Origin of the sequence: Amycolatopsis sp. WAC 04197, from assembly GCF_003947475.1 — a bacterium.
GTDB lineage: Bacteria > Actinomycetota > Actinomycetes > Mycobacteriales > Pseudonocardiaceae > Amycolatopsis > Amycolatopsis japonica.
This window is the reverse complement of the sequence record NZ_QHJK01000003.1, coordinates 387,970-411,550: the sequence shown is the minus strand read 5'-3', so window position 1 is coordinate 411,550 and position 23,581 is coordinate 387,970. Positions and strand designations below refer to the sequence as shown.

11 protein-coding genes are annotated in these 23,581 nt (G+C 66.3%); 10 read left to right on the top strand and 1 reads right to left on the bottom strand.

Features of this window, described 5'->3' with window-relative positions; all coding sequences use genetic code 11:
* Positions 1 to 116 precede the first annotated feature (116 nt).
* The 7 genes from DMC64_RS14925 to DMC64_RS14895 all read left to right on the top strand — a co-directional run bounded on the left by DMC64_RS14925 (position 117) and on the right by DMC64_RS14895 (position 11,012).
* Positions 117 to 386: a hypothetical protein gene (locus DMC64_RS14925; protein WP_125733997.1), complete on the top strand. Its 270-nt coding sequence runs from the start codon at positions 117 to 119 to the stop codon at positions 384 to 386.
* Positions 379 to 1,353 carry a hypothetical protein gene (locus DMC64_RS14920; RefSeq protein ID WP_125733996.1) on the top strand — a complete coding sequence of 325 codons (975 nt, stop codon included), beginning with the start codon at positions 379 to 381 and terminating at the stop codon, positions 1,351 to 1,353. The genes DMC64_RS14925 and DMC64_RS14920 overlap by 8 nt, the downstream gene beginning before the upstream one ends.
* Before the next feature lie 3 nt (positions 1,354 to 1,356).
* Positions 1,357 to 2,505: a methyltransferase domain-containing protein gene (locus DMC64_RS14915; protein ID WP_125733995.1), complete on the top strand. Its 1,149-nt coding sequence runs from the start codon at positions 1,357 to 1,359 to the stop codon at positions 2,503 to 2,505.
* Positions 2,506 to 2,792: 287 nt separating this feature from the next.
* Complete coding sequence (locus DMC64_RS14910) at positions 2,793 to 4,316, top strand: TIGR02677 family protein (protein ID WP_158634216.1); 1,524 nt, start codon at positions 2,793 to 2,795, stop codon at positions 4,314 to 4,316.
* Positions 4,313 to 5,512 (top strand): TIGR02678 family protein, encoded by a 1,200-nt coding sequence (locus tag DMC64_RS14905; protein ID WP_255432593.1) that lies wholly within the window; start codon positions 4,313 to 4,315, stop codon positions 5,510 to 5,512. The genes DMC64_RS14910 and DMC64_RS14905 overlap by 4 nt, the downstream gene beginning before the upstream one ends.
* Entirely contained in the window at positions 5,509 to 9,681 is a 4,173-nt protein-coding gene (locus DMC64_RS14900) for a TIGR02680 family protein (protein ID WP_125733992.1), read from the top strand. Before DMC64_RS14905 ends, DMC64_RS14900 begins: the two co-directional genes overlap by 4 nt.
* Positions 9,678 to 11,012, top strand: coding sequence for a TIGR02679 family protein (locus tag DMC64_RS14895; protein WP_125733991.1), 1,335 nt, complete (start codon positions 9,678 to 9,680; stop codon positions 11,010 to 11,012). Before DMC64_RS14900 ends, DMC64_RS14895 begins: the two co-directional genes overlap by 4 nt.
* Here DMC64_RS14895 and DMC64_RS14890 read toward each other — a convergent pair.
* Positions 11,002 to 14,664, bottom strand: a complete 3,663-nt coding sequence (locus DMC64_RS14890) for a TniB family NTP-binding protein (protein WP_125733990.1) — start codon at positions 14,662 to 14,664, stop codon at positions 11,002 to 11,004. The two genes, DMC64_RS14895 and DMC64_RS14890, sit on opposite strands and share 11 nt — an antisense overlap.
* Before the next feature lie 1,083 nt (positions 14,665 to 15,747).
* On the opposite strand from DMC64_RS14890, the gene DMC64_RS14885 reads away from it, so the two are divergent.
* The 3 genes from DMC64_RS14885 to DMC64_RS14875 are packed head-to-tail and all read left to right on the top strand — an operon-like array spanning position 15,748 to position 21,351.
* Positions 15,748 to 16,668 carry a serine/threonine-protein kinase gene (locus DMC64_RS14885; protein WP_125733989.1) on the top strand — a complete coding sequence of 307 codons (921 nt, stop codon included), beginning with the start codon at positions 15,748 to 15,750 and terminating at the stop codon, positions 16,666 to 16,668.
* A complete protein-coding gene (locus DMC64_RS14880; protein WP_125733988.1) occupies positions 16,665 to 20,084 on the top strand; it encodes a serine/threonine-protein kinase in 3,420 nt (1,139 codons plus the stop codon). Before DMC64_RS14885 ends, DMC64_RS14880 begins: the two co-directional genes overlap by 4 nt.
* The gene (locus DMC64_RS14875) at positions 20,077 to 21,351 is read left to right on the top strand and encodes a hypothetical protein (RefSeq protein WP_125733987.1); all 1,275 of its coding nucleotides are present in this window, start codon (positions 20,077 to 20,079) and stop codon (positions 21,349 to 21,351) included. Before DMC64_RS14880 ends, DMC64_RS14875 begins: the two co-directional genes overlap by 8 nt.
* Positions 21,352 to 23,581 lie beyond the last annotated feature (2,230 nt).

Genomic DNA, 23,581 nt, shown 5'->3' with positions numbered 1-23,581 from the left:
GCGCCGACGTGACCAGGACGTTCGCTCGGACGGATCTTGCCCAGATGCCTGGGCCTGAGCAGGGTTGACAACGACTAATGCCACCGCACACCCCGAGTCGGGAGGTCGATATCAGCATGTCGCAGTTCGACACCGCATCCGTAGGCGCCGGTGATCCGCTGATGCCGACGGTCCAGCGGTTCCCGGTCAACGCGGGCGCCCGGCCGCTCAGCGATGAAAATCCCAGCACCGTCCGGCCGTTCATTCTGCGAGGTGTGCGTGCACGCCGGATCACGGTGCGGCCGGAGGCCAAGCATCGCACTACAGCTCACGACACGCTGCATCCCCGCCAGTGCAATGAGGACGGCAAGATGATCGACGACTCCTACACCACCCCGGATGACTGAGCATCGCGATCCGCTGGTCCTGGTCGTCGGTATCCGTGAGGACTGGGCGGCCGCTGCGGTCGGCCGGGAACTCGGCACCCGCGGCGTTCGCCGCCACGTGGTCAACGTCGGCGACTTCCCGCTCAGCCTCTCCCTCGGCGCCGAGTTGACCCCGGACGCCGATGGCTGGCGCGGCTCCCTGCTCACTGCCGAGCATGACGTCCCGCTGCACGAGGTCACTGCGGTCTACTACGGCAAGCCGACCGAACCGGTGATGCCGGCCGGGATGTCCGGTCCCGAGCTGCGGTTCTCCCGAGCGCAGGCTCGGGTCGGGCTCGGTGGCGTGCTGGCGAGCCTGCCAGTGCGCTGGGTCTCGCACCCTTCGGCGCTGGCCGACGCCGCGTACAAGCCGCGGCAGCTGGCCACGCTGGCTCAGGCCGGCCTGACCGTGCCGCCGACGCTGATCACCAACGACGCTGACGCCGTCCGCGAGTTCGCGGAGAGGTTCGGGGAGCTGATAGTCAAGCCGCTGGCCGAGCCGGTGGTCTACGAGTCCGGCGGCGAAGCCCTGGTCTACACCCGCCGTCTTGGCCGCGACGAACTCGGCTCACTAGACGGCATCGAGGTGACGGCGCACCTCGTTCAGCAGTGGCAGCCGAAGTGGTTCGAGGCCCGCGTGACCGCGGTCGGTGACCGGCTCTTCCCGGTGGCGATCCACGCCGGCAGCGAGAAGGCGCTGGTAGATTGGCGCTCGGACTACGACGCCTTGACGTACGAGGTGATCGACGTCCCTGACCACGTCCGGGCGGGGATCGTCCGGTACCTGGACGCGGCGGGGCTGGCGTTCAGCGCGTTCGACTTCGTCGTCGGGCCTGACAGGACGTGGACCTGTCTCGAAGCGAACGCGGTCGCTGCCTGGGGCTGGTTGGCCGAAGAATGCGACTTGCCGATCGCCGCGTCGATCGCCGACGCCTTGATCGAGGAGTAGACCGTGGACGCCCTGGACACCGCCACCTGGGAAACCCGGGCGGCCGCCCTCGCCGCCGAGCTGACTGCCGACGGTGTCCTGGCCGACCCGGCGTGGCGCGACGCGTTCGCCGCGACGCCCCGGCACCTGTTCGTCCCGCACATCCTTAACGGTCCCGCCTCGCTGAGCACTGGTGATCCAGGCTGGCTGGACGCGGTTTACGCCAACGAATCCCTGGCTACCCAGACACGACCTGCCAGTAACGACACGACCGGGCGGGAGATCGCCAGCTCGTCCTCGAGCAAGCCGGCGGTCATGGCGGTGATGCTGGAGCGGCTCGCCGCCGAACCTGGACACCAGGTGCTGGAGATCGGCACTGGCACCGGCTACAACGCCGCCCTGTTGTCGCATCGCCTCGGCGCGGACAACGTCTTCTCCCTCGACCTCGACCCCAAGCTGGTCGACACCGCCCAAGAACACCTCACTGCAGTCGGCTACCAGCCGCATCTGGCCGCCAGCGACGGGTTCGCGGGCTGGCCGGGCGAGATGACGTTCGACCGGATCATCGCGACCTGCGCGGTCACCGCGATCCCGCCAGCCTGGATCAACCAGCTTGCCGACGGCGGCCGGATCATCGCCCCCCTCGACGCTGGTGCCGCTGGGCCGCTGCTCGTGCTCGACAAGACCGCTAACGACGAAGTCAGTGGCCGCATCGACCCGTTTCCTGTGCTGTTCATGCCGATGCGTACCGACGTCACCAGCCCGTTCGCCCCCGGCCAGAGCCCGTCGACGGCTGCGGCCGGGATGCCGCACTACGGCACCACCGCTGTGGACCCCGCTGTGCTCCTGGAATCGCCCGATCTGGCGTTGTTCCTCTGGCTGCACGCCCCTGGCCTTCGGCTCGGCGGCAGCGTCGAACACGGCGTCGTCGTCGCCGAGCGCGGTCCCGCCCGCGCCGAAGCCGACCTGGCGCCCCTGGCTGAAGGCACGTGGGCGGTCCGGCAGTCCGGGCCCTACCGGCTGTGGGACACCATGGAGCACGCCGTCGCCATGTTCGGCGCCCTCGACAAACCGGACGCCATCCGGTTCGGTGTCACCGCGCTGAACGTCCCCGGCAAACAGTTCATCTGGCTCGACGATCCCGATGGCGACCACAGCTGGCCGTTGGCCTGACGGTCGGCGTTGTCAGGCCAAGACCGGGTCTAGCAGGCTCTCCTGGCTCGCCGGGGCTGACCCGCGCCATGACGTGGAACGTCGTAGCCGTGGTCGCCGTCTTGACCGCGGGCGCTGTGATCGTGCTGTGGGTGGCCAGTCACCGGTCGTCCCAATCTCGGCAAGGCCCGGCTCACCGGTGCGCGCGCTGGCTCCCGAAGGTTCCCCCGATTCGGTGAACCGCCCGAAAGATCGCGTCGCACTGTTGCATGGGCGAAGCCCAGAGCGATCCCTCCCCGGGAGGGATCGTGCCGAACGGTGAGGAAGAGAGCGCGGAGCCGGTCGGGCGAACTAGCCTGTTCGCCTACCTGACGGCGAGTTCGTCCGTCGAATACCGGGCCATCATGGACCTGTTCACCGGGCCGCTGCTGGCGGATCTTTCCGCCGCGGAGGTGGCACAGCAGCTGGCTGAACGGGGGCTGCGCCTGTCGACCGACGAAGTCACCGCTCGCTGCGAGAGCTTGCAGGGCTGGGGGAATCTGGTGCGCGGCGTCCGGGACGCCAGGGTGCCCACCGTCCGGGATTTCCTGCGTTCCCGGAGCCGCTATCAGGCATCGAAACTGGGCGGCAGGGTGCATCGGGACGCGGAGGCGGTGCTAGCCGCCGGTGAGGGGGCGCAGGAGGTGGCGCGCGAGTTGCTCGGCGCCACAGCCAGGGTGCTGAGCCGGATCATCGAGCGTCTGCGAGAACCCGACCCGGATCCGGAAGCGCTGGCGGGCGACGTCACCACCGTGTTCAACAACCAGCGCCTGTTCAACGAGAGCGTCCGCGACTTCTACGCCTACTTGAACGCGGTGCTGTCCAGGTACGACTTGGCGGGCGACGAGTACCGGCAGTTCAAGGAACTGCTGTTGGAGTACATCGACCTCATCACCGCGGACGTGTCGCGGCATGCCCCGGCCATCGTCGGGCGCTGCGACCGGATCCTGCCTCTCCTCGACCGCATCCTGGCGATCCTCGACAAGCTGCCGACGTTGATCATGCCGGACGGGACACCCGCAGATCGGATGCCCGGGCGGTCCCGGGCTGATTGGGACCAGTTCCACGCCTGGTACAGCGGGGGAGACGGGCGGTCCGGACCGGAAACCCTGCGGACGGCGGCCGATCAGGCCCTACGTCAGCTGCTCACCAACGCCAAGCGCATGCTGGCGGCCGCAGGCACCGGGATCAGCAGACGCGCGGACCTGCTCGGCCTGGCCGCCCGGTTCGACCAGTGCGAACCCGAGGAGGCGCACCGGCTCTTCGCGATGACCTTCGGTGTCTTCCCTGCCCGGCACCTGCTCGGCGGGCCGGAGGAACCCGACCCTCGCGACGGGGTCAACACGTCCTGGTGGGACGCGACCCCGATCGATGTGCCGATGAGCCTCCGTGATCGCGGCGAGCGGCAGACGCGCGGGCGGAGTGCTGCGGTGCCGGACCCGGGCTTGGACGAAGAGTTACTGCTTCGGCAGGCAGAGGACGAGGCACGCGCGCGACGCCTGGCCGCCGACGAACTCGTGGCCGCCGGCGCTTTGGACGGGGCGCGGGTCAGTCCGGCGGCGCGAGATCTGCTGCTGGGGATGCTCGGGTCCCTGCTGGCGAAGAATCAGGAACTGGATGGGGTGGTGACCGAGACGAACACGGACCTCGATCTGGAGATCACCGCGAGAACGGTCCCCGGTGGTGCCACCGAGATCTCGGCGAGGGACGGCACGGTGACGGTGCATGATCTGAGCCTCCACGCGGGACGCGTGAGACGTGCGTCTTCCAGCGATGCGGGGAGGACGGCGTGAGCCGAGGTTCGCGGGAGCATGAGGCAGACGATCGACGGACCGCGGCCAGGGAGCTGTTGATGCATCCTGTCCTGACCGCCGCGCGGCATCCGGATCTGTTGATACAGGTCCGGAAACACGCCCCGCAGCTGAAGCGGATGTTCGCCGCCACGCTCGGCTATCAGCTCGTCGTCGAGCCGACGTTCGCCCGGCTGCTCAAGGCGCCTCTGACCGTCGACGCGCCCGTGCGGCCGGCGCGCACCCGCACCGACAGGCCGTTCACGCCGCGGGCCTACCGGTATCTGGCGCTGGTCTGCGCCAGTCTGCTCGCCTCGACCACGGCGGATCAGCTCCTGATGAGCGCGCTGGCGGAGCAGGTCCGCGCGGACGCGGTGACCGCGGGAGTCACGGTCGGCGATTCCACCACGGAGAGCCGCGAGTTCGTCTCGGCGATCTATCTGCTCGTCGACTGGGGAGTGCTCACCGAAACCGACGGTTCGGTGGCGGGCTGGGAGACCCGGCAAGAGGAGGCCTTGCTCGACGTTCATCGGCCGCTTCTGCCACATCTGCTGTCTCGTTCGATGACGGATATCGGCGGAGCTGTCGAGCTGGAGCAGCCCCGGCGTGGTCTCCGGCGAAAACTGGTCGAGAACCCCTTGGTACGCAGGGAAGAACTCACAGAAGGGGAGCGGGACGCGCTTTCCCGCGAGCGCAGGGAATTGACCCGGATGCTCGAAGAATCTTTCGGGCTCACCGTCGAGGCACGCGCTGAAGGCGTGCTCGCTTATGACGTCGAAGAGAAACTCAGCGACGTCGTGTTCCCCGGCACCGGCACGGTCGCCCACGTCGGTCTGTTGCTGGTCAATGCCCTGGCCGATGACCTCGAGGCGAAGGCGGCCGACACGGTACTTCTCCAAGGCCGGATCGTGCCGGGCGTCTTCGTGCCATGGGCGGTGGTCGACTCGAACATCGATCTGCTCATCGAGCAGTACGGGAAGGCCTTCGGTAAGGCCTACACACAGGATCCCGCGATGCTCAGGCGAGAAGTGGCGCTGCTGCTCGAATCCCTGAGCCTGGTGGTTATCACCGAAGAAGGGCTCGTCTTGCATCCCGCGTCGGCTCGCTATCGGCCGGAACCGCACCGCGCACCGGCGCGCACCCGGGCGATGCGCAGGCTCGATGACGGCGACACCACCGGACAGGAAGAGAAGTCATGACGAGTGTGGTAACTGAGACGCTGGAGCCGGCACCGCCGAAGCATCATCCCGGCCGGTGGGGCCTGACGAGGGCGGGCATCGTCAACGTCTGGAACTACTACGACACGCTCTTCCGGTTCTCCGGCGGCCGGATGATCCTGCGCGGGACCAACGGGTCCGGAAAGAGCCGCGCGCTCGAGATGTTGCTGCCGTTCCTGCTGGACGCGGACCGCCGCAAGATGGACGCCACCGGATCCGGGAAAGTCCGCCTCGAAGACCTGATGCGGCATGGCGCCCAGGGCCAGCTGAACAGGTTGGGCTATCTGTGGCTGGAACTCGGCCGTGAAGGTGACGAGTACCTCACGATCGGGGCAATGGTCCGTTACTCGGCCAGTACCGGTGAAGCAAAGCCCTGGTACTTCACCACTCCGCTGCGCGTCGGCGTCGACCTCCGGCTGATGGACGACCACCGGCGGCCGTTGCCGCGGGAGCAACTAGCCCAGCTGATCGGCGTCGAACGCATCACCGACCGGCCGGAAACCCACCGGGAGACGGTCGCCGCACAGGTCTTCGATCTCACCGGCGCCAGCGGCAAGGAGCGTTACGCCGGGCTTCTCCAGTTGCTGCACACTCTTCGCGCTCCGGACGTCGGGAACCGGATCGATGAAGGGAATCTGCCGAAGATCCTCTCCGACGCCTTGCCTCCGTTGTCCGAGGCGACGCTACGGGAGGCGGGTGAGCGCCTCGATTCGCTTTCCGACGCGCGCGACGAGCAGCAGAGGCTGGCCAAGGCCGTCGAGCATCTTGACTCGTTTCTGGACGTGTATCGGCGTTATGTCGCCCGGGTGCTGATCGAGTCGGCGGACGGTGTCAAAGCCGCTGCCTCGGAAGCGGCGAAGCTTGCTTCCGAGGAGGACCGAGCCAGGACGAAATACAACGACCTGAGCGGCGAACACGAGCGGATCAGCCAGGAACTGGAGGCGGCGAAAGAGCGCCAGGGCCGGCTGTCTTCGACCATCGAAGGCATCAAGCAGTTGCCCGCGTATCAAGCAGGGCTGGACATCGAGAACGTCGCGAAACGGGTCGAGGCGCTGGGCTCCGCCGCCACCAGCTATCTCGAAGCCGCCGGCGGAAAACGGGCCGAGGAAACCCGTGCCGTCGAGCGGGCGGACCGGATCGCCGATGAGATCCACGCCGCCGGGACGCAGGCGGACACCGTGCTTCGGACGGTTCGCGATCACCTCACCGAGGCGGGTGTGTCGTCTGCCTCCTTGCCGGCGCGAATCGGCGCGGAGCCTGGCGAGCGCGACGAGATCCGCGAGCACGTCCGGCTCACGCTGAGAGAAGACGTGCAGCCGGTGCTGAGGCCCAGCGCTCGCTCGATCGCGGTCACCCCGGCAGCGCTTGATGAGGCGGCTGCTACGGTGCGCGACGTCGGGCAGACCGCCGGAAGGCGGGCAGGGGAAGCCGCCAACCGTCGGGAACAGGCCGAGGCCATCGAACAGGCGGCAAAGGAACTCCGGCGCACCGAGGAACACGCGGAGGAACTCGGCGTGCGTGCCGAGCAGGACGCCGAACGCGCCGAGGAGGCCGCGGCCGACCGCGAAGACGAGGCCCGGGATCTGGCCGTGAAGTGGCGCCACTGGACATCGGACGAACGCACCCACGCGGTGCTGGGAGACGTGGACTGGGCACGGACGCCCATCGCGGGACTGTTGCTGGATGCCGACGCTCTGGTCGATGCCGAAGCCGACATCAACGGGCTGGACCGCGTCGCCTCCGAGGCCGCGGGGGCCGCTCATGTGGCCATCGCCGAGCGACGCGCGGATGTGCGGCAGGCACAGCGCGCGGATGACGAAGAACGCAAGCGGCTGCTCTCCGAGCAGAAGGACCTTCGCGCTCAGCACGATCCCGAGCCGCCGATCGTCCCCTGGGCCCAGGCCGGGCCGACCGGTTCCCGGCCTTTGTGGCGTTCGGTGGAGTACGTCGAGAGCCTGGGGGCGACCGAGAGAGCCGGTCTCGAGGCGGCACTGCTGGCCGCCGGGTTGTTGTCGGCCAGGGTGGTCGAGGACGGTTCTCTGCGGGCGGAGGACGGTCAGATCCTGCTGACCACCGATGCTCCCGCCGCGCCACGGCCGCTGACAGAGGTCCTGCGCTGGGATCCGGACGGAGGACTCCCCGAAACCATCCTCGAGGCAGTGCTCGCCCGGATCGGTTTCGGTCCTGGTCACGGCACGTGGGTCGGGACGGACGGGCGTTGGGGAAACGGGCCACTGCGCGGCAAGCACCATGCCGACAAGGCTCGCTTCATCGGTGCGGCGGCTCGCGCGGCAGCACGTGAGGAGCGGCTAAAGGCCATCGAGCGGGAACTGGAGGAACTCGATGAGCGGGCCGGTGCCCGAGTCCTCGAACGCGAGCGGATCGACGCCGCCGAACAAGACCTGAACCAGCACGTGCGCTCCGCACCGACCACGGACGCTCTCCGGAAAGCACACGCGGCGGAGATCTCCGCGGCGAAGGTGGCGGCCAGGTCCGCGGGAGACGCGTCCAAGGCGTCGGAGAAAGCGCTACGGCAACGTGCGGAACTGATCGCCGAGCGGCGGGCCCACGGGGAATTGTGCGGACGGCTCGGTCTCCCCACGGGGACGATCGCGCTGAGCGAGGTCATGACGGCCGCGAGCGACGCCGGACGTGAATGCGTACAGCTGGCCCGGCTCCTGGCGTCGATGCACAGCGGCCGCCAGAACCACGACGACGAGATCACCCGGCTCGCGACCGCGGTCGACGAGCGCCGGAAGGCGGAGTCGGCCGCAGCGGATTCCTGGCGGGACTGGTCCGATGAGAGCGCGAGGTTCGACACCCTGACCGAAGCCCTCGGAGCGGAGGCCGACGAGGTTCGTGAACGTCTCCGGCTCGCAGAAGAGGAGTATTCCGAGGTTCAGTCCGTGGGTAACCGGCTCGATGAGCGCGAGCGGGAGCTGAGCAAGGGGATCGGCGTCGCGGAAGCCAAAGTCGACGAAGCACGACGGAAAACCCAGACCTCGCACGACGGGATGACCAGGGCTTGGGACCTGCTGTGCCGCCGGGTGTCGCTGCCGGGGGTGGCGGAGGCGGCGGCGTCCGGCAACCGGCAGGACTTGGTGCGACTGTGCGGCTCTCCGGCCGCGACCACGACGCAAATCGCGCGAGCGGCGGGGGCGGTGCACCACCTCGTCGACTCCCGGGGACAGCCGGTCGGCGAGTCCGCGTTGATGCGGGCGGTGCAGACCATCACGGGTGACGTGACCACTCTGTTCGATCTCACCACGGACAATCAGGGCGGGCTCTGGCTGATCGACCTCACCGACGCCACGGGCCGCCAGCCGGTCGCGGTGGCGGCGGTCCGGCTGCGTGAGCAATCCGACCGTGCCGCTGAAGCGCTGACCGGACGGGAACACCGGGTCTTCACCGATTTCGTCATCGGAGGTGTCGGTGAGGAACTACGTCGACGGCTGGGGCAGGCCGACGGGCTGGTCAGAGCGATGGACACGAGCCTGCGGGACATCCGGACCAGTCACGGCATCGGCGTCAGACTTCGCTGGGAACTGGTGGAACCGCAGGACAGTCCGATCGGCCGGATCCGGGAACTGGTCACCGAAAGCAGCGCCGTGCGGCCGGAGGGCCACACGGCAGAACTCATCCGGCTGCTCAAGGACCGGGTCGATGAGCGGTTCAAGGAAGATGAAGCCGTCGGGTACAGCGAGCATCTCCGCACCGCACTGGACTACCGGCAGTGGCATCGGGTGGAGGTGTCGATCCTCGGCCCCGAGGAAGGGCAGGTCCGCAAGATCAGCCGACGGGCGAAGCTTTCCCAAGGCGAGACACGCTTCGTCTCCTATCTCGCGTTGTTCGCGGCGGCCGACGCCTATCTGTCCGGTCTGCCCGACACGGACCGGGCATTGCGGCTCATCCTGCTGGACGACGCGTTCGCCAAGGTCGACGACCGGACGATCGGTGAGCTGATGGGGTTGCTGGTCCGGATGGACGTCGACTTCTGCATGACCGGGCACGCGCTCTGGGGTGCGTATCCGCAGGTTCCCAGCGTGGACGTTTACGAAATCCGGCGCGCCGAAGGGACGGCTGCCGTCGCCACCCACGTGCACTGGGACGGCCACGCGCGTCACTACCTTCGTTCGGCGGGGCACGAATGATCCCCGCGACCGCGCACGCCTATCTGGCTCGGCCTGGCTTCGGGGAACTGTGGAAGGCGTTGCGGAAACGCTTGGAGAACACCGAGCTCGCGGTGCGTGGCTCGGTGACCATCGACCTGGGCTACCAAGGCGCCGAGGACCTGTCCGGGTTACTCGGCCGGGTGATCGGCGAAGGCCGGGCGAGGGTGGCGCTGCCCGAACTCGACGCGGCACTGCGGTCGTCGGTGGTGGCGCAGGGGCTGGTCACCGTAGTCGCCGAAATGACCGGCGGCCCCCTGGTGGACCGGCGAGCCGCGAGCCGAGCCGAACGCGACCGGAAACTCGACGTCTGGGCGGCATGGGAGGCGGCGCTGGGGGAATCCGGCCTCGCCGCCGCGCCCTGGGTGGCGCAGTGGCAGGACGGGGTCCGGCGTGCGGGATTGCTCAGCCGGGCAGGGGACGACGCCGGTGCTGTGATCGACCGGACCGTCGCTGTCTTACGCGTCCTGGCGACGAACCTCCCCTTGGCCGACCGAGACACCGAGATGATGGCTGTGGCTCTTCCCGCACCACCGTCGTTCGAACTCGCGGAACTGGCGAGCCGGGCCTGCTCGGACGCGCACGCACTCGACGACGGACAGCTGGCGGCGGCGCTGGTCCTCCGGGCCATCGCGGCGGCAAGCGGCGAAGCGGTCCCCCGTACTCCCGCAGCCAGGCGGGAGCTTTGGGCGCTGGCCGGGGTCGCCCCGGACACGGTGTCCGGAACGGTGCTGGCGTGGTCGGTACGCCCACCAGGCGGGCATCCGTGGGCCGCCATGATGCGCGCTCGCTCTGATTTAGGCCTGGTCACCCACGTGACGCTTCAGGAATGGCATGCCGCGGCGGACCAGCTCTGGGCGGATCCGCGTGATGAGGTGTTCGTCTGCGAGAACCCCCAGATCCTGCAGGCCGCTGCTCGTGCCGGCACGGGACGTCCACTGCTGTGCACCTCCGGAAATCCGGCGACCGTGGCGCTGCGGGTGGTGGACCGGCTCATTGCGGAAGGAGCCGTTGTGCGCTACCACGGCGACTTCGATCCCGCGGGGCTACGGATCGCCGCCCGCCTTTTCGACCGGGGCGCCCGGCCTTGGCGATTCGGCGCCGAGGACTACTTGGCGGCGGTTTCCGGTGCCAGGCTCCCTCTGACCGGGGTGGTGCCGGAAACCCCCTGGAGTCCGGGCCTTGCGGCAGCCATGGAGAAACACCAGGTCGCCGTGCACGAGGAAGCGCTCGTGGACACGTTGCTCGCCGACCTCACGTCACCGGAGGGGCTCGGTGCCGGTGAACTCGGTCAAGGCGCTGTCAGAGCTTGACGATCCGGCTGTCCCTTCGCGGCGCTTTGGTGACCTCTGCGATGGCGCCTTCCCGCTTCAAGTAGTCGAAGACGCGCTGGTGCGCGATGTCATTGGGCACCTCGAACTTGGTCTTGGCGTGGTTGCTCAGATAGCTGTAGGGCTCTCCCAGGGTGCCGAGCACGTCGACGACGTCCGCCGCGGACGGCCGGTACTGGACCGCGTCGAGGAGCCGGATGGTCAGGTTCGCGTCGAGGGTGGCCGAGGCGATCCGGCGAAGCTGATCCCAAGGGAGTTCGATCTCCCGGTCCCAGGCGTGGTTCCCCGCGGCCGACAGGACCGTCGCGTCGTCGCCGGGGACGTACTGCGCGAGGTTGCCGACGACTTTGTCGAGGGCTTCCGGGGGCACATCAGGGTCGCGGAACATCTTCAGGACGAAACCTCGGACGAGTTCGGGCGTCATGAACTCGGTGAACCTCGACGACTTCGCGATCGCGGGCCCGATCGCGTCCCAGCCCTCGTCCCTGAAGTGCGCGAAGGCTTCCGCGGAGTCCTCGATCAGTTCCTCCTCGAGGAGGAGTGCCAAGAACTCTCCGCCGTCCGTGACGATCTGCGTCACGGGGAGGAATCCGGTGACCTTCAGGCGCACGGCCAGATGGACTCTCATGCGGGGATCGGGGATGGTGTCTGACGCGTTCAGGATGTCGACGGCGATGCTCAGTCGTTTGTCGTGGTCAGTGTCGGCCACGGTGCTGATCGAGCCGGCCTGGACGATCAGATCGGCCAGGCCTTGATCGATCGACCCGATCTTTTCGCGGTAGGCGACGACGTTTTCGAGGTTCGCGTGGAAGAGGCGGTGTGCGGCGAGACGGCGCCAGTATCGTGCGGGCACCGAGTCCAGGCGTTCCACGGCGCTGTCGGGTGCGGTCAGCGTGAAAAGCCGGTCCAGATGCGCGTCGTCCGAGGCACTGTCCATACCGTTCAGCACGTCGGTGAGGGATTCGGCGGATCGGATCGCGTAGCGGGTGGCGCTGTCGTTCTCCACTGCTGTCAGGTATCGGCTGGGATTCTGCACGCAGTGGAACCACACGTGCGCGTTCTGGCGCACCCTGTCGAGGCTGATGTCGCCGTCGCCGACCACCTGCCGAAGATTGCCCGCGGTGATGAGGTAGAGCCGTTCGCGGACGACATGTTCCCGGATGGCCTCGGTCAGGACGGAAAGGTCGGGTAGGACGATCGCGGCTTCTTTGAGGAAGCCGGCGACCTTGGTGACGATGGCATCCGGTTGGGGGCTTGTGAAGACGCTCATCTCCGCGTAGCGGGCCGCGATGAAGTCGGCGACCTCGGGGTTCGGGTCATAGGTGACGGCGGGCAAGGAACCGCTCAACGCGGCGTTGACCAGAGCAGGGCGGACGTCGTCGGGGACGCCTTCCTCTTGCACCAGGTAGGTGATCACGGCGGGCCAAGGAAACCCGCTCAGCAGCGCCACGAACTCTTCGCGCCGGGATCCGCCGTTCAGGTACGCCTTGAGGAACTCGCGCGCGTCCTTGCCGAAGTCCGCCACGACGGTGGCCGCGATCTCGGAGGCACGTGCGTCTTTCCGCTCGAGCAGATGATCGACGACCTGGATGTTGTAGGCGCTGACCGTCCGCGGGAAATCTTGGGGAGCTTCGTTGAGAAGATCGGCGATGGCGTCCGGGCCACTGAACGCGTGCTGGACGTCCATTTTGTTGGGCTGCACGCTGTGCACGATGAACCTCGCAACGTCGACACCCGTGAAGTCGCCGTAGAACTGTGAGGCGTACAGCGCGAAGTTACGGTCCAGGTATCCCTCGCTCACGAGCTTGCGTGCCAGTTTCGATGTGACTGTCCTGCTGACAATTTCGGCAAAGTTCTTGTCGCCTTGCTCGGTCCGTAGGGTGTACTTGCCCTCGGCGACGAGGTGCTTGAAGTCCGCCGCCCGGAGGTACGCGATCTCCTTGTCGAGTTCGCCGATCGCCGCCCTGTGGGCGCGCTTGTCGAGTTCATCCCACTTGGCGACCTCCAGCGACTCAGGGAAGAGTGCTTGGATGCGGCCGCTGCCCAGCTTGCCGATTGCGCGCTCCTGCCCGAATTGACCCGTTGAAGCCTTGATGGACACCTCGCCCGACTCCGCCACCGTCCGCCAGAAGTCACAGGTGTGTACTTCGTCCTCGGTGTACCAGGTGTCGCCCGCAGACTGGAAGTGCACATCTCGCCAGCCACCGGTGGTGCTGTTGTTGTCCTTGAAGGCATGCCCGATCGCGACGAGTCGATCGCCCATGTCCTTCGCGAGCGGTGCCCTGGCCTCGATCCTGCCCGGTTCCTTGAGCAGTTCACGTTTACGTCGCTCGCGATCGTCGATCGCCGTACGGACCAGGTCGCGACGGCGCTCGTACAGCAGGTCCAGGTCGCTCTCGCGACGGGAGATGAGCTCGAAATCCTTGAGATGGAGGTTCTTGTAGGCGATCAACGCGAAGAGGTTGCTCGCTGTCAGGCCAGGTGCCTTCTTGTCACTGAGCAGGAGCCGCTCGGCGAACACCGTGTACTCGTTGCAGATGTTCTTGAGGAGCCGCATGTCCGTGGTGTGCTCCGCCACGAGGGCGATGAGCGGGCGATCAATGCGGTTGATCTTTCCAGAGTCGAGCAGCCCGGACAGCAGTTCGCGCGCGTTCCGATGGGAGATGAAGGGAACCATCGGGATGACGATGTCGAAGAACTTCGTGCGGTTGGCACGGACGGTCTCGGCGTCGGCCTTGTCTTGTGGCGCGAGTCCGGGCTCGGATCCCAGGGTCTCGAACAGGCTGTCCTTGATCGCATACACGAACCGCAGCGGTTTGTTCCGAGTCCTGCGTTTCGCCGTGTGGTTCAGCAGGGTGTTCAGCTCGCGAAGGGCCTCGAAGATGTGCGGGTCGTCGAATCGGTCCAGGTCTTCGAAGATCACCAGCTCGGGTAGCTTCGTGTCGAAGAAATAGACGATCTCGTCCAAGTACTCGTCGAAGTACGTCGAGGTTTGCTGTGTCAGCTTCACCGTCGCGCCGGCAGCGGAGACGTCGGAGATGGCGGAACCGTGGATGACCTTCCGCAGAATTGCGAGGGCCGCGACCGCCAGCGCGGCGAAACCGAGCCAGGACAGGGTGACGATCCACCCGGAGTTGCCCGCGCCGGCGCCCTTGAGCTGCGGCAGCCAGCCGAGCAGGAAGAGAAAACCGCCGACGACGGCGACGATGAGGGAAGCTTCCAGCGCGGCGCGTGTCTTGGAGAGGGGGACGATGCGCTTGAAGCGTGAGAAGGACATCTCGCGCGGGGATGCCCGGTACAGGAGTTGTTTGACCAGTTCCTTCTGGATCCGATTCGTCAGCATCCGGTCCACGCCCTCGGGATCGGGCCCGAGGGTGGAGATCGCGATCCGCAGCGTGGTCTTGGGGTGCTTTTCCTCGCGCTCGCCCGCGAACTGGTCCAGCACACTCGATTTCCCGGACCCGTACGGCCCGGTGAGGGCGATATTGCGGTTCCTGTCCTCGCGTACGGCCTCGTGTAGATGCCGAAGGTAGGTCTCGTGCTGGTCGGCGACGTAGTCCGAGGTCAGCGAACGAAGCGTGGGGGACGCCGGGAGGACGGCGGAAGTCTGTGGGTGTCTGTCGGCATCGTTCATCCGTGGTTCCTTGGTGATCTGCTGGTGGTTTATTCCACTCGGGCTCTGCGCGTGTCTTTGTCAGCTCGGCGAGCTCGGACTTCGCGAGAACCTCGAATATCCCAGCCCGGCGAGCCGTTTCTCCTCGTCACTCGGCCAGTAGAGGTCGACGGCCAGTGGGAAGCGTGCACGCCACTCGATCCGGCTCTCCGACTGTTCCTTCTGCCGGACCTCGCCTCGCCTCGATTACAGGGATCGCCAGGTTACCCGCCGTTCACAGGTCATCGGGGCCCAGGCGGCCGGAGATTCGCGCGTAACCGGCGTCGTAGCGACCGACGGCATGGTGCGGCGGAGGGCCGTCGGATACCTCCCTTCGGCGTCGATGCGGTGAATTGGCGTGTTCCTGCGACGAATGTACTCGACGGGCGGCCCGTCCGGGGACGAGTCTGTTCTCGAAATCGAATATTAGCGATATTGTAGAGCCAGGCTAAATATTCGATCGAAATATTCCCGCAGGCTCCCTCGCCCGCCGGGTCGGCAGGCCATGGCCGTCAGAGCAGGACTGCTCGAGACACTATCGGGTACAGCTGGGGACTCATGATGTCCTTCCTGTGGACGCGCTGTTTAGCGCGGCGACTGAAATGGCGAATATTCGGGGTGGACTCGATGCGCCGAAGCAATTCTGACACGGGCGGCTAACGCGCGGCCGTCCCAGGGTATTCACCAAATTTCGGGGACAATTGGCAAATATTCGAGACCACTCTTTCGGGTGAATTGCTCAGAAGTGGGTATTCGGCCTGGCCGGGTCGGGTAAATGCCCGGTGGCGACTTCGCAGCCGCAAACACGGGGGTGCTTCTGTTAGAAGTGGCCCCGGTGCCGCCTCGTTGTGAGCGTTACGACGCCGTGCTCGACGAGCACGTGGGTGATGCGCCCCAAGTAGCAGCGTCGATCCCAGGTCGTGAAGGTCGGCGAGGCACCGCTTACCCATGGTTGTGATCGGTGCGCACACCAAGGAAATGGCTCCTCTTGACGTCCGTCGCGAGACGACTGCTGAGCGGCACCCAGTCGCTTCCTTGTGCCGCTCCCGACGAGCCCCGTGATTCGTGCCGGTTCCGATCGGTTCGTTACTGAGAAGACCGTTCGGTACCGGTGGGTCCACGTCCCTGCACCCCCAAGGCGTCCTGGCGCTTGCCATGAGTTCGGCAGCGCTGGGTAAGGTCTTCCGCTCGGGCTCGATGGACCGCAGGGAGGGCGACGTGAGCTTGAGTGACTTGGTGGGGGACGCGCTGCACGACCCGAAGGCCTATCGCCTGGGGCCTCGGCACTTGGGCAGGGGAGCGCAAGCCGAGGTGCTTCCCGCCGTGCACCGGGTGACCGGTGCGAAAGTCGCCTTCAAACGGAGACGCTCGTGGGGGGTCGAAGCCGTGGCCAGGATGCAGCGGGAGATCGAGTTCGGCAGGCTCCTCCCGGAGAACGACCACATCATGCCGGTGCTTGACCACGGCCTCGGGCACGATTGGTTCGTGATGCCCTTGGCCGAGGTCAACGCCGAGGAAGCCCTCCGGTCCCTGAGCGACGACGAGGCACTCAAGAAGCTCGTGCTCGCCGTGTGCCGGGCGCTGGAGGCAGCACATTCGGTGGGTTGGCTGCACCGAGATCTGAAGCCGGCCAACCTCCTTCGCCTTGACGGGCGATGGCTGGTGGCCGATTGGGGACTTGGCAGGCGTCCGCGTGGCGACACCACGTTCTCTGGGCGGACCACCGCCGGCGAGTTCTACGGCACCGAAGGGTTCGCGGCTCCGGAGCAGGCGATCAACGCGCACGAGGTCACTGAAAGCGCGGATTTCTACAGTCTGGGTCAGATCATCGGCTGGGCCAGGACAGGGGCGGAGCCGAGAAACGGCATTCCGCTTCTGCCCAAGGACGAACCTTGGCGATCGGTCGTCGCCGCGGCGACAGGGAAGGATCCCGCCTCGCGACCGCGGAACACCGACGAGTTCCGCGAGCTTCTGAGGGGAGTGTGAGCGAAGTGGACGCCATCGCGGGGAGATATGCGCTGGTCAACCAACCGCCCAGGACCGGTGGATTCGCCAGCGTCCACAAAGCGTTCGACCTCACCGCGCAGAAGATGGTCGCGGTGAAGCTGGTCGGTCGTGCCGACGATCCCTATCGTGAGCTCGCGGTCGATCGCGAGCTGGAAAGCCTGCGCACCCTCACCCATGCGAACATCATCAGGTTGCGAGACGCCGGGCTCGACGAAGACCGCGACGCGCACTACCTCGTTCTCGACTGGATCGAGGCTTCGCTCAAGGAAGTGCTGAAGGCGCAGGGCCCGTACAGCTGGGAAGATCTTGCCGAACAAGTCGCCCGACCGCTCGTCGAGGCACTGTCCTATGCGCACCTCAAGGGAGTCGAGCACCGCGACATCAAGCCCAGCAACGTGCTCATGACCGACGCCGGTGTGCCCTTGCTGGCGGACTTCGGGCTCGCGAAGGTCAAGCAGGCGGCCCCGAGCGAGCACACGGTCATCGGGTTCCGTTCCGGGCCGTACACCCCTCCCGAGGAGGACGGGGATGTCAAGAACGTGCGCGACGTGTACTCCATGGGGGTTCTCCTCATCCAGGCCCTGCACAAGGACACGTTGCTGAACTTCGCGGACATCGACCCCGCGTTGCAGTCGATCAACGTTCCGCCCGACGTCCGGAAGCTGCTCGAACGGTGCGTGCAGCCCGATCACACCCAGCGTCCCGCCAACGGAGCGGTGCTGGCGGACGAACTGAAGAACGTGTTGCGTGGTCGCGCCGTGGTTCCCGCCTCCCAACGGAGCACCCTGTGGCTCAGTCTCACCAACGCGGCCCGGAAGTCCCTCAAGGAGCACGCCCGCGACACGGAGGCGACTGCGGAGGCCGAGGTCCTGGACGATCTCAACGACGACGTGTACGTCGCCTACCGGTACGACCGCGGAAAGCGCATCAGTGACCGCTCGACGGTCTACGTCGCGGGAAACCGGTGGAAGTTCACGCTCAAGTTGGACTCCCCTCCGGCGCTGGTAATGGTCAACGCGAGGTTGCCGGACTACGAGGAACTGGAACGCTTTCGCAAGGACGCGACCAATGTCGCCACCTTCGCGACCTGGATCTGCTCGGAGCCGCGCAATCGTGTCCAAGCGGAAGACGGACGGCACGATCTGCTGCGCACGCTGGACGATTTCGACGAGGAAAAGGATCTTCAGCGCAGCGGAGACCTCGTCACCGGCTACGACGGGCTGGACATCCTGTTCGAGTGGAACAAGGTCCTGCAGGCCCGTGAGGACCTGGCGCGAGGCTCCCACCGGGCCATCCACTACACGAACCGGGTCATTCGCGGCCGCGAGGTCGAGCTGGATCTCCGGGATTCGGTCGAGGAAGACCTCATCGGCACCGACTGGGAGATCGTGGCCAAGGACGCGCGCCGGGTGCTGGCGTACGGTGAGATCATCGGCCAGGAGGGCGACACCATCACCTTGCGGAGCAAGGCCAAGGTGCCCGGCCTGGAGCGCAGCGGCAGCATCCGGCCGTTCCTCGGGCCAAGCAAGAAGGCACTGCAACGTCAGCGCGACGCCGTCAAGGCCTTTCAGGACGGCACGGCGGCGCAACCGGACCTGCGGGTCAAGATCGAAGACCCGGCGAAGGTCGAGATGCCGGTTCCCCGCAAGATCGACGAATGGACCGGCAACCTCGACGACGGGAAGAAGGCCGCGGTCGAGTCCGCGCTCGGGCTGTCGGACATCCTCCTGGTTGAAGGGCCGCCCGGTACGGGGAAGACTGATCTGATCGCGGAGATCGTCGTGCAATCCCTGAAGGAACGGCCGAACGCGCGGATCCTCATCGTCAGCCAGACGCATGTCGCAGTGGACAACGCCCTGACCCGGTTGGAACGTGCCGGGATCTCGCGGATCGTCCGGCTGGGGCATCCGGATGATCCGCGGGTGGACAAATCCGTGCACCATATGCTGCTCAATCAGAAGATGGCGAAGTGGGCCGAGGGGATCCGGCGCAACGCCCAGCGCCACCTCGAGAGGGTGGCGGGCAGGCACGGTATCGACGTGCGCCACCTCCGTGCCGCCCTGGCGTTGAAAGAGCTGGCGAAGGTGGTCACCGACCAAGACTCGGTGGAGAAGGAGATCGACCGCCGGGCCCGCGACAACGGGGTGACCTCCATGCTGGCGACGTCGCTGGGTGCCGTCGAGGACGACAGCGGTCTGCAAGAACGGATGGACGACCTCGGGACCCGGTACGACCAGCTCTATCGCGAAGCGGCCACGTTCCTCGCGGGAGATCTCACCCTCGGGCCGCGCCTGGCGGCCGACGAAGCACTGGCCGCGGCGGACGCGCTGCTGGGGACCTCGTCTTCGTCGAAGAGGCTGTTGGACCTGGTCGGGTTGCAGGCGGAGTGGCTTCAACGGACGAGTACCGATCATCGTCTCGCCGAGGCGTTTCTCGGAACGGCTCAGGTGATCGCCGGTACCTGTGTCGGTTTCGTCGGCCAGGCCGCGGTCCGTGACCTCGAGATCGACCTCTGCATCCTCGACGAGGCGTCCAAGGCCACCGCGACCGAGGCGCTGGTGCCGCTCTCCCGCTCGCGCCGGGCGATCCTGGTCGGGGACACCAACCAGCTCCCGCCGCAGGAGGAGGAACTGCTCAGATCGACCGAGATCCTCACGGAGCACGGCATCGACAAGGAACTGGTCCACGAGACACTGTTCAAGTGGTTCGCCGACCGGCTGCCGTCGCACTCGAAGTTCCGTCTCCGCGATCAGTACCGGATGGTTCGGCCGATCGGCGACATGGTGTCGACCTGCTTCTACGACGGTGAGCTCAACTCCCCGAGGAGCGAGGGGCTCGCGGGATACGAGATGCTGGGTAAACCCGTTCTCTGGCTGGACACCTCCCCGCTCGGTGACGAGCGAAGGGAAGACCGGGGGCCGGGTGGCATCAGCTACGCCAACCGGGCCGAGGCCCGGCTCATCTTCAACCGGCTCACGACGCTGAACAAGGCCATCGAACGAGGCGTGATCGACGCTCCGAGCGAGGACGGCAAACTCGAAGTTCTCCTCATCGCTCCCTATCGCCTTCAAGTGGCGGAACTGAAGCGCAGGCTACCCACCGTCCCCTTCAGCAGGTTGAAGGTCGACGTGCTCTCGGTCGACGCCGTGCAGGGCAGGCAGTGCGACGTGGCGATGTTCTCAGTGACCCGGAGCAACCCGAAGATGAACTTGGGCTTTCTCGGAGCGGCACACTGGCGGCGCATCAACGTCGCGGTCTCCCGCGCTCGGTTCGGCCTGACGATCGTGGGTGACGCGGAGTTCTGCCGGACGGCCACCGGGGCTCTGCAGCAAATCGTCCGATACATCGCGGATCATCCCGACGACTGCGCGATCCAGGGGGCCGACAATGACTAGCCTGAACCTGCTCATCGCCAAGCGGTTCGGTGGCGTTCGCCCCGGTTTGGACCTGCTCGGGATCGAGAAGGCCGCCGTCCCCGTCACCGTAGTCACCGCCGACGTCCTCGCGCAGGAGGTCAAACCGCTACCGCTGCTCGACGAGTTCGTGCTGCGGCTGGTCAAAGCCGAGGTCGGTGGGGCGAGCGAGATCGCGGCCTTCCTCGGCCTGGATCAGAGACTCGTCGATGCGGCCGTTGCCGATCACTATCGGGAAAGCGTGCTGAGTTTCGGACCAGGGCCGGGCAGGCTGGCGCTGACCGGCCGAGGTCGACGGCTGGCCGACGAACTCGAGTCAATCAGGCCGATCCAGCGGAGTTTCAAAGTGGCTTTCGACCGGCTCACCTGGTCAGTGGCCGACTACGACGGCCGTGATCTGCTCAACAAACGTTCCGCTCTGGCCGAGGGGTGCCTGCTCCTGCCGGCGCAGCGCACCACGCGGATCAAAACGGCTGACATCACGTCCGCGGCGGTCAACTCCATCTTGAGGCCGTCCGGCCGCCAAGTGTCGATCGACGTCCTGGACGTCATCGACGTCGCTCCTTCGACGCACCGGTACATGCCCGTCGACGTCCTGATCTACGGCGATCCGAATCGAGGTGACGTCGAGACGGCGGTCATCGTCGATGGCGACCCCAGTGAAGACCATGACGTCGCGCTGGCCAAGCTCGGCGGCGCGGCGAGCTTGGATTTCCGTATCGAACCGTCGGCCCCGGCCGCCGCGCTCCCGCCGCACCTCGAAGGCGAGAGGATGCCCCGTGTCCTGGGCTCTCCTCTGGATATCGGCACTCCCGGCGTACGAGAGATCCAGCTTTTCGATCATCAGGTCGTGTTGATGACCGCTCTGGAAAAGGCCAGAGAAAGGCTCCTCATCTCGGCCGATCTCGCCGTCCCGTCGGTGGTGGATTCGGAATTCTTCGCAAGGCTGGAGCAGCGGCTGAGAGCAAGGGTGCGCGTCGACTTGATCCTCGCGGCAAGTGGCAAGGAAATCGATGCGGAACTGGACCGGCTGGTCGGTCGCTACCGGAAATGGCTCCGCGTACACCGGCCTGAAGAGGTGGATTCGAACACTCTGATCTACGACGGAGTCTGGGCCGTATCCGATTTTCCCTGGTTGTCCTTTCGAGGAGCGGGAAAGCCGTTCCGCGACTACATGGGAACAGTTGTGACGGATTCGGCTGAAGCGGATCAGGAGTACGTGAGGCAGCTCGCGCCATTCGCCTCCTGAAAGGTCTTTCAGGCTCGGACGAGGGTGTCGAGTTGCTGCCGCACGCGGACGGCATCGGCTTTGCGCCCTTGGCCCTGGAATCCCCAACGATTCCAGCCAAACCGCTCGCGCCTGATCATGGTTTCCGAGGGCGGCACGAAACGAGGCAAGTGACCTGTCGTAGTAGTCGACGGCCTGCCGCTGGCGCGCGCTGGCGCTGGAAGCCGCTACCGCCGGCCTCGCGATCGACAGGATCGCGGTGTACGAGGTGCCCTACATGAGCGACGTGTCGATGACTTGACGGTCGCCCTGGCGGAGGACCCCCACTCTGGCGTACGACGCGGCTTGCCTCGGCGACAGGCTCCCGCCGGTGGTCCCCCGGCTTTCCCGTGACATGCAGCCCACCTGGTAGCGACCGGGAGCGTCGCATCATCGAGGGGCAGTCGCACGTCGTCGATCCCGTCGACGTGCGCGGCTGTCCTGACGGAGTTCTTCGCCCGATGACACAACGGCGCCGAGCCGCGGACGGTCCTGTCACCGGCATCGCACGGTGATCCGACGGTGCAACCGGCCGATTGACCATGAAATTGACATCCTGGCCCGTTGTCGGTCAGAAGGATCTGGAGCGAGCCTCAGGGCGCCGACTCGGTGAGTTGTCGTTCAAGGGCGTTGGCGTGGGGGAGGGGGTTCGGTGTCGTCGTTTGGAATTCGGGCTGTGTCTTGCCGAAGCGGGGTGCTTCGGGCTCGGCGGTGGTTGTGCGTGGGAGTGTGCCTGCGCGACGCCACTTTCGGAGGATGCGGCGGCCGTAGTTGTGGGTTCCGGCGACGCGGTCCAGTTCGGCGCCGGTGGGTGTTCGGCCTTGGGCGTTTTCGTGTTGGTAGTGGGTCCACATCAACTGTTCGGCGGTCGGCTTCGGTAAGTGATTTTCCTGTTCTGATGCGGTCGTCGGAAGAGGAACGGTCGAGGGCGGTGTCATGAGAGCGGTCGTCTCGGGTTCGGTGGGAGGTCGCTCAGCGGGTGCCGGCTCCGAAGTGGCGGGCTCGGTGCGGTGGCGCTTGAGAGCGCGGTTGAGAAGCTCGGCGGCCAGTAGTAGGGCAAGCGGCGACGGCGACCCCGAAGGCACTCGTCACCGGAGCCGAGGCGATGTTCGCGCAGAGGGACAGTGAGATGCCGAACATGAACGCGGCCCAGGTCGGCCACCGGCTCGAGCCGTCACGGCTGGGTTTCCAAAGTTCGACGGTCGCGGTGGTCAGGAGGCCGTCGACGGTGAGCGGCCAGATCGAGGCTGTCATCGTGTCGGCGCCGAAGCGGAGGCGAGCTGGCGGCCGTGAACGTAGGACGCGTAGGCGGCGCCGAGGGCAACCAGGGCGGTGCAGCCGCATTGAATCCAGAGAGCAAGGTCTCGCCGGAAGCTGTTCATGACGTAGCTCCCCGGCGGAGACGGTTGATCCTCAGTGTGGCGGAAAGCCGCAGCTCAGAGCGCTGCGAGGGCGCGTGGTTGCTGCTCGTACCTCGTCGGGGGTACGAACCCACGCTGCCGGTTCGATGAGCTCGAAAAAGACAATGACGAACCTGCTCGTGCGGGGAGACCGCCGACGACGAGGGGTCCGAATTGGGCGGGTAAGCCAGTCTGGGTTTGCTTGCTGAGGAAGGGTGGGCCGTGCGGATCTCCTAGTGCTGACAGGCACATACAGCGTGTTCCCAGTAGTGGAGCGGCGTCAGGCTCGAGGCCAGCCAGGCGACCGCACTGATAATCAAGCGGACGAACCGTTGCAGTAGTGCTCGCGCGCAGCGGCGACGTGAGGACGCAGCGTGGCCGAGCAGAGTCTCACTTATCAGCAACTGCTCTCAGTCATCAGAAGCAGGTACTGCCTCCTTGTGAAGTACGAAGTAAGCGAAGCATGAAGTGACTCGGAAAAGATCCACAAGGGCTGAATACTTCTGCGTGCACGACTTTGTTTAGGATGTCGTTAATGCGATGGAACACCGCGAATGTTGGACGTCTTTCAGAGTGTTTATTCGCGCTGCGACCCAATTTTCCGTCGTTCGGCTTGGAGTGTCCACTCTGGATCTTCTCGTTCGTTCCTGGGCCGCTTCACGATCGGTAGCATTTGCCCCTGTCCGCCCCCGGGTGGCCAACACTGAAGATCCGACCCGCTGGATGCTCTGAGTTGGGCGCAGGTGCCCGTTGTCTCTCGGTGGCACTACCGGCGCATGGCCAGGCAGGATCTCTGGGGCAGGTTGGAGGTC

Excerpts from the sequence above, each read along its gene's own strand:
- DMC64_RS14925 (WP_125733997.1), top strand. The coding sequence starts at position 117 with ATGTCGCAGTTCGACACCGCATCCGTAGGCGCCGGTGATCCGCTGATG.
- DMC64_RS14920 (WP_125733996.1), top strand. The coding sequence starts at position 379 with ATGACTGAGCATCGCGATCCGCTGGTCCTGGTCGTCGGTATCCGTGAG.
- DMC64_RS14900 (WP_125733992.1), top strand. The coding sequence starts at position 5,509 with ATGACGAGTGTGGTAACTGAGACGCTGGAGCCGGCACCGCCGAAGCAT.
- DMC64_RS14895 (WP_125733991.1), top strand. The coding sequence starts at position 9,678 with ATGATCCCCGCGACCGCGCACGCCTATCTGGCTCGGCCTGGCTTCGGG.
- DMC64_RS14890 (WP_125733990.1), bottom strand. The coding sequence starts at position 14,664 with ATGAACGATGCCGACAGACACCCACAGACTTCCGCCGTCCTCCCGGCG.
- DMC64_RS14875 (WP_125733987.1), top strand. The coding sequence starts at position 20,077 with ATGACTAGCCTGAACCTGCTCATCGCCAAGCGGTTCGGTGGCGTTCGC.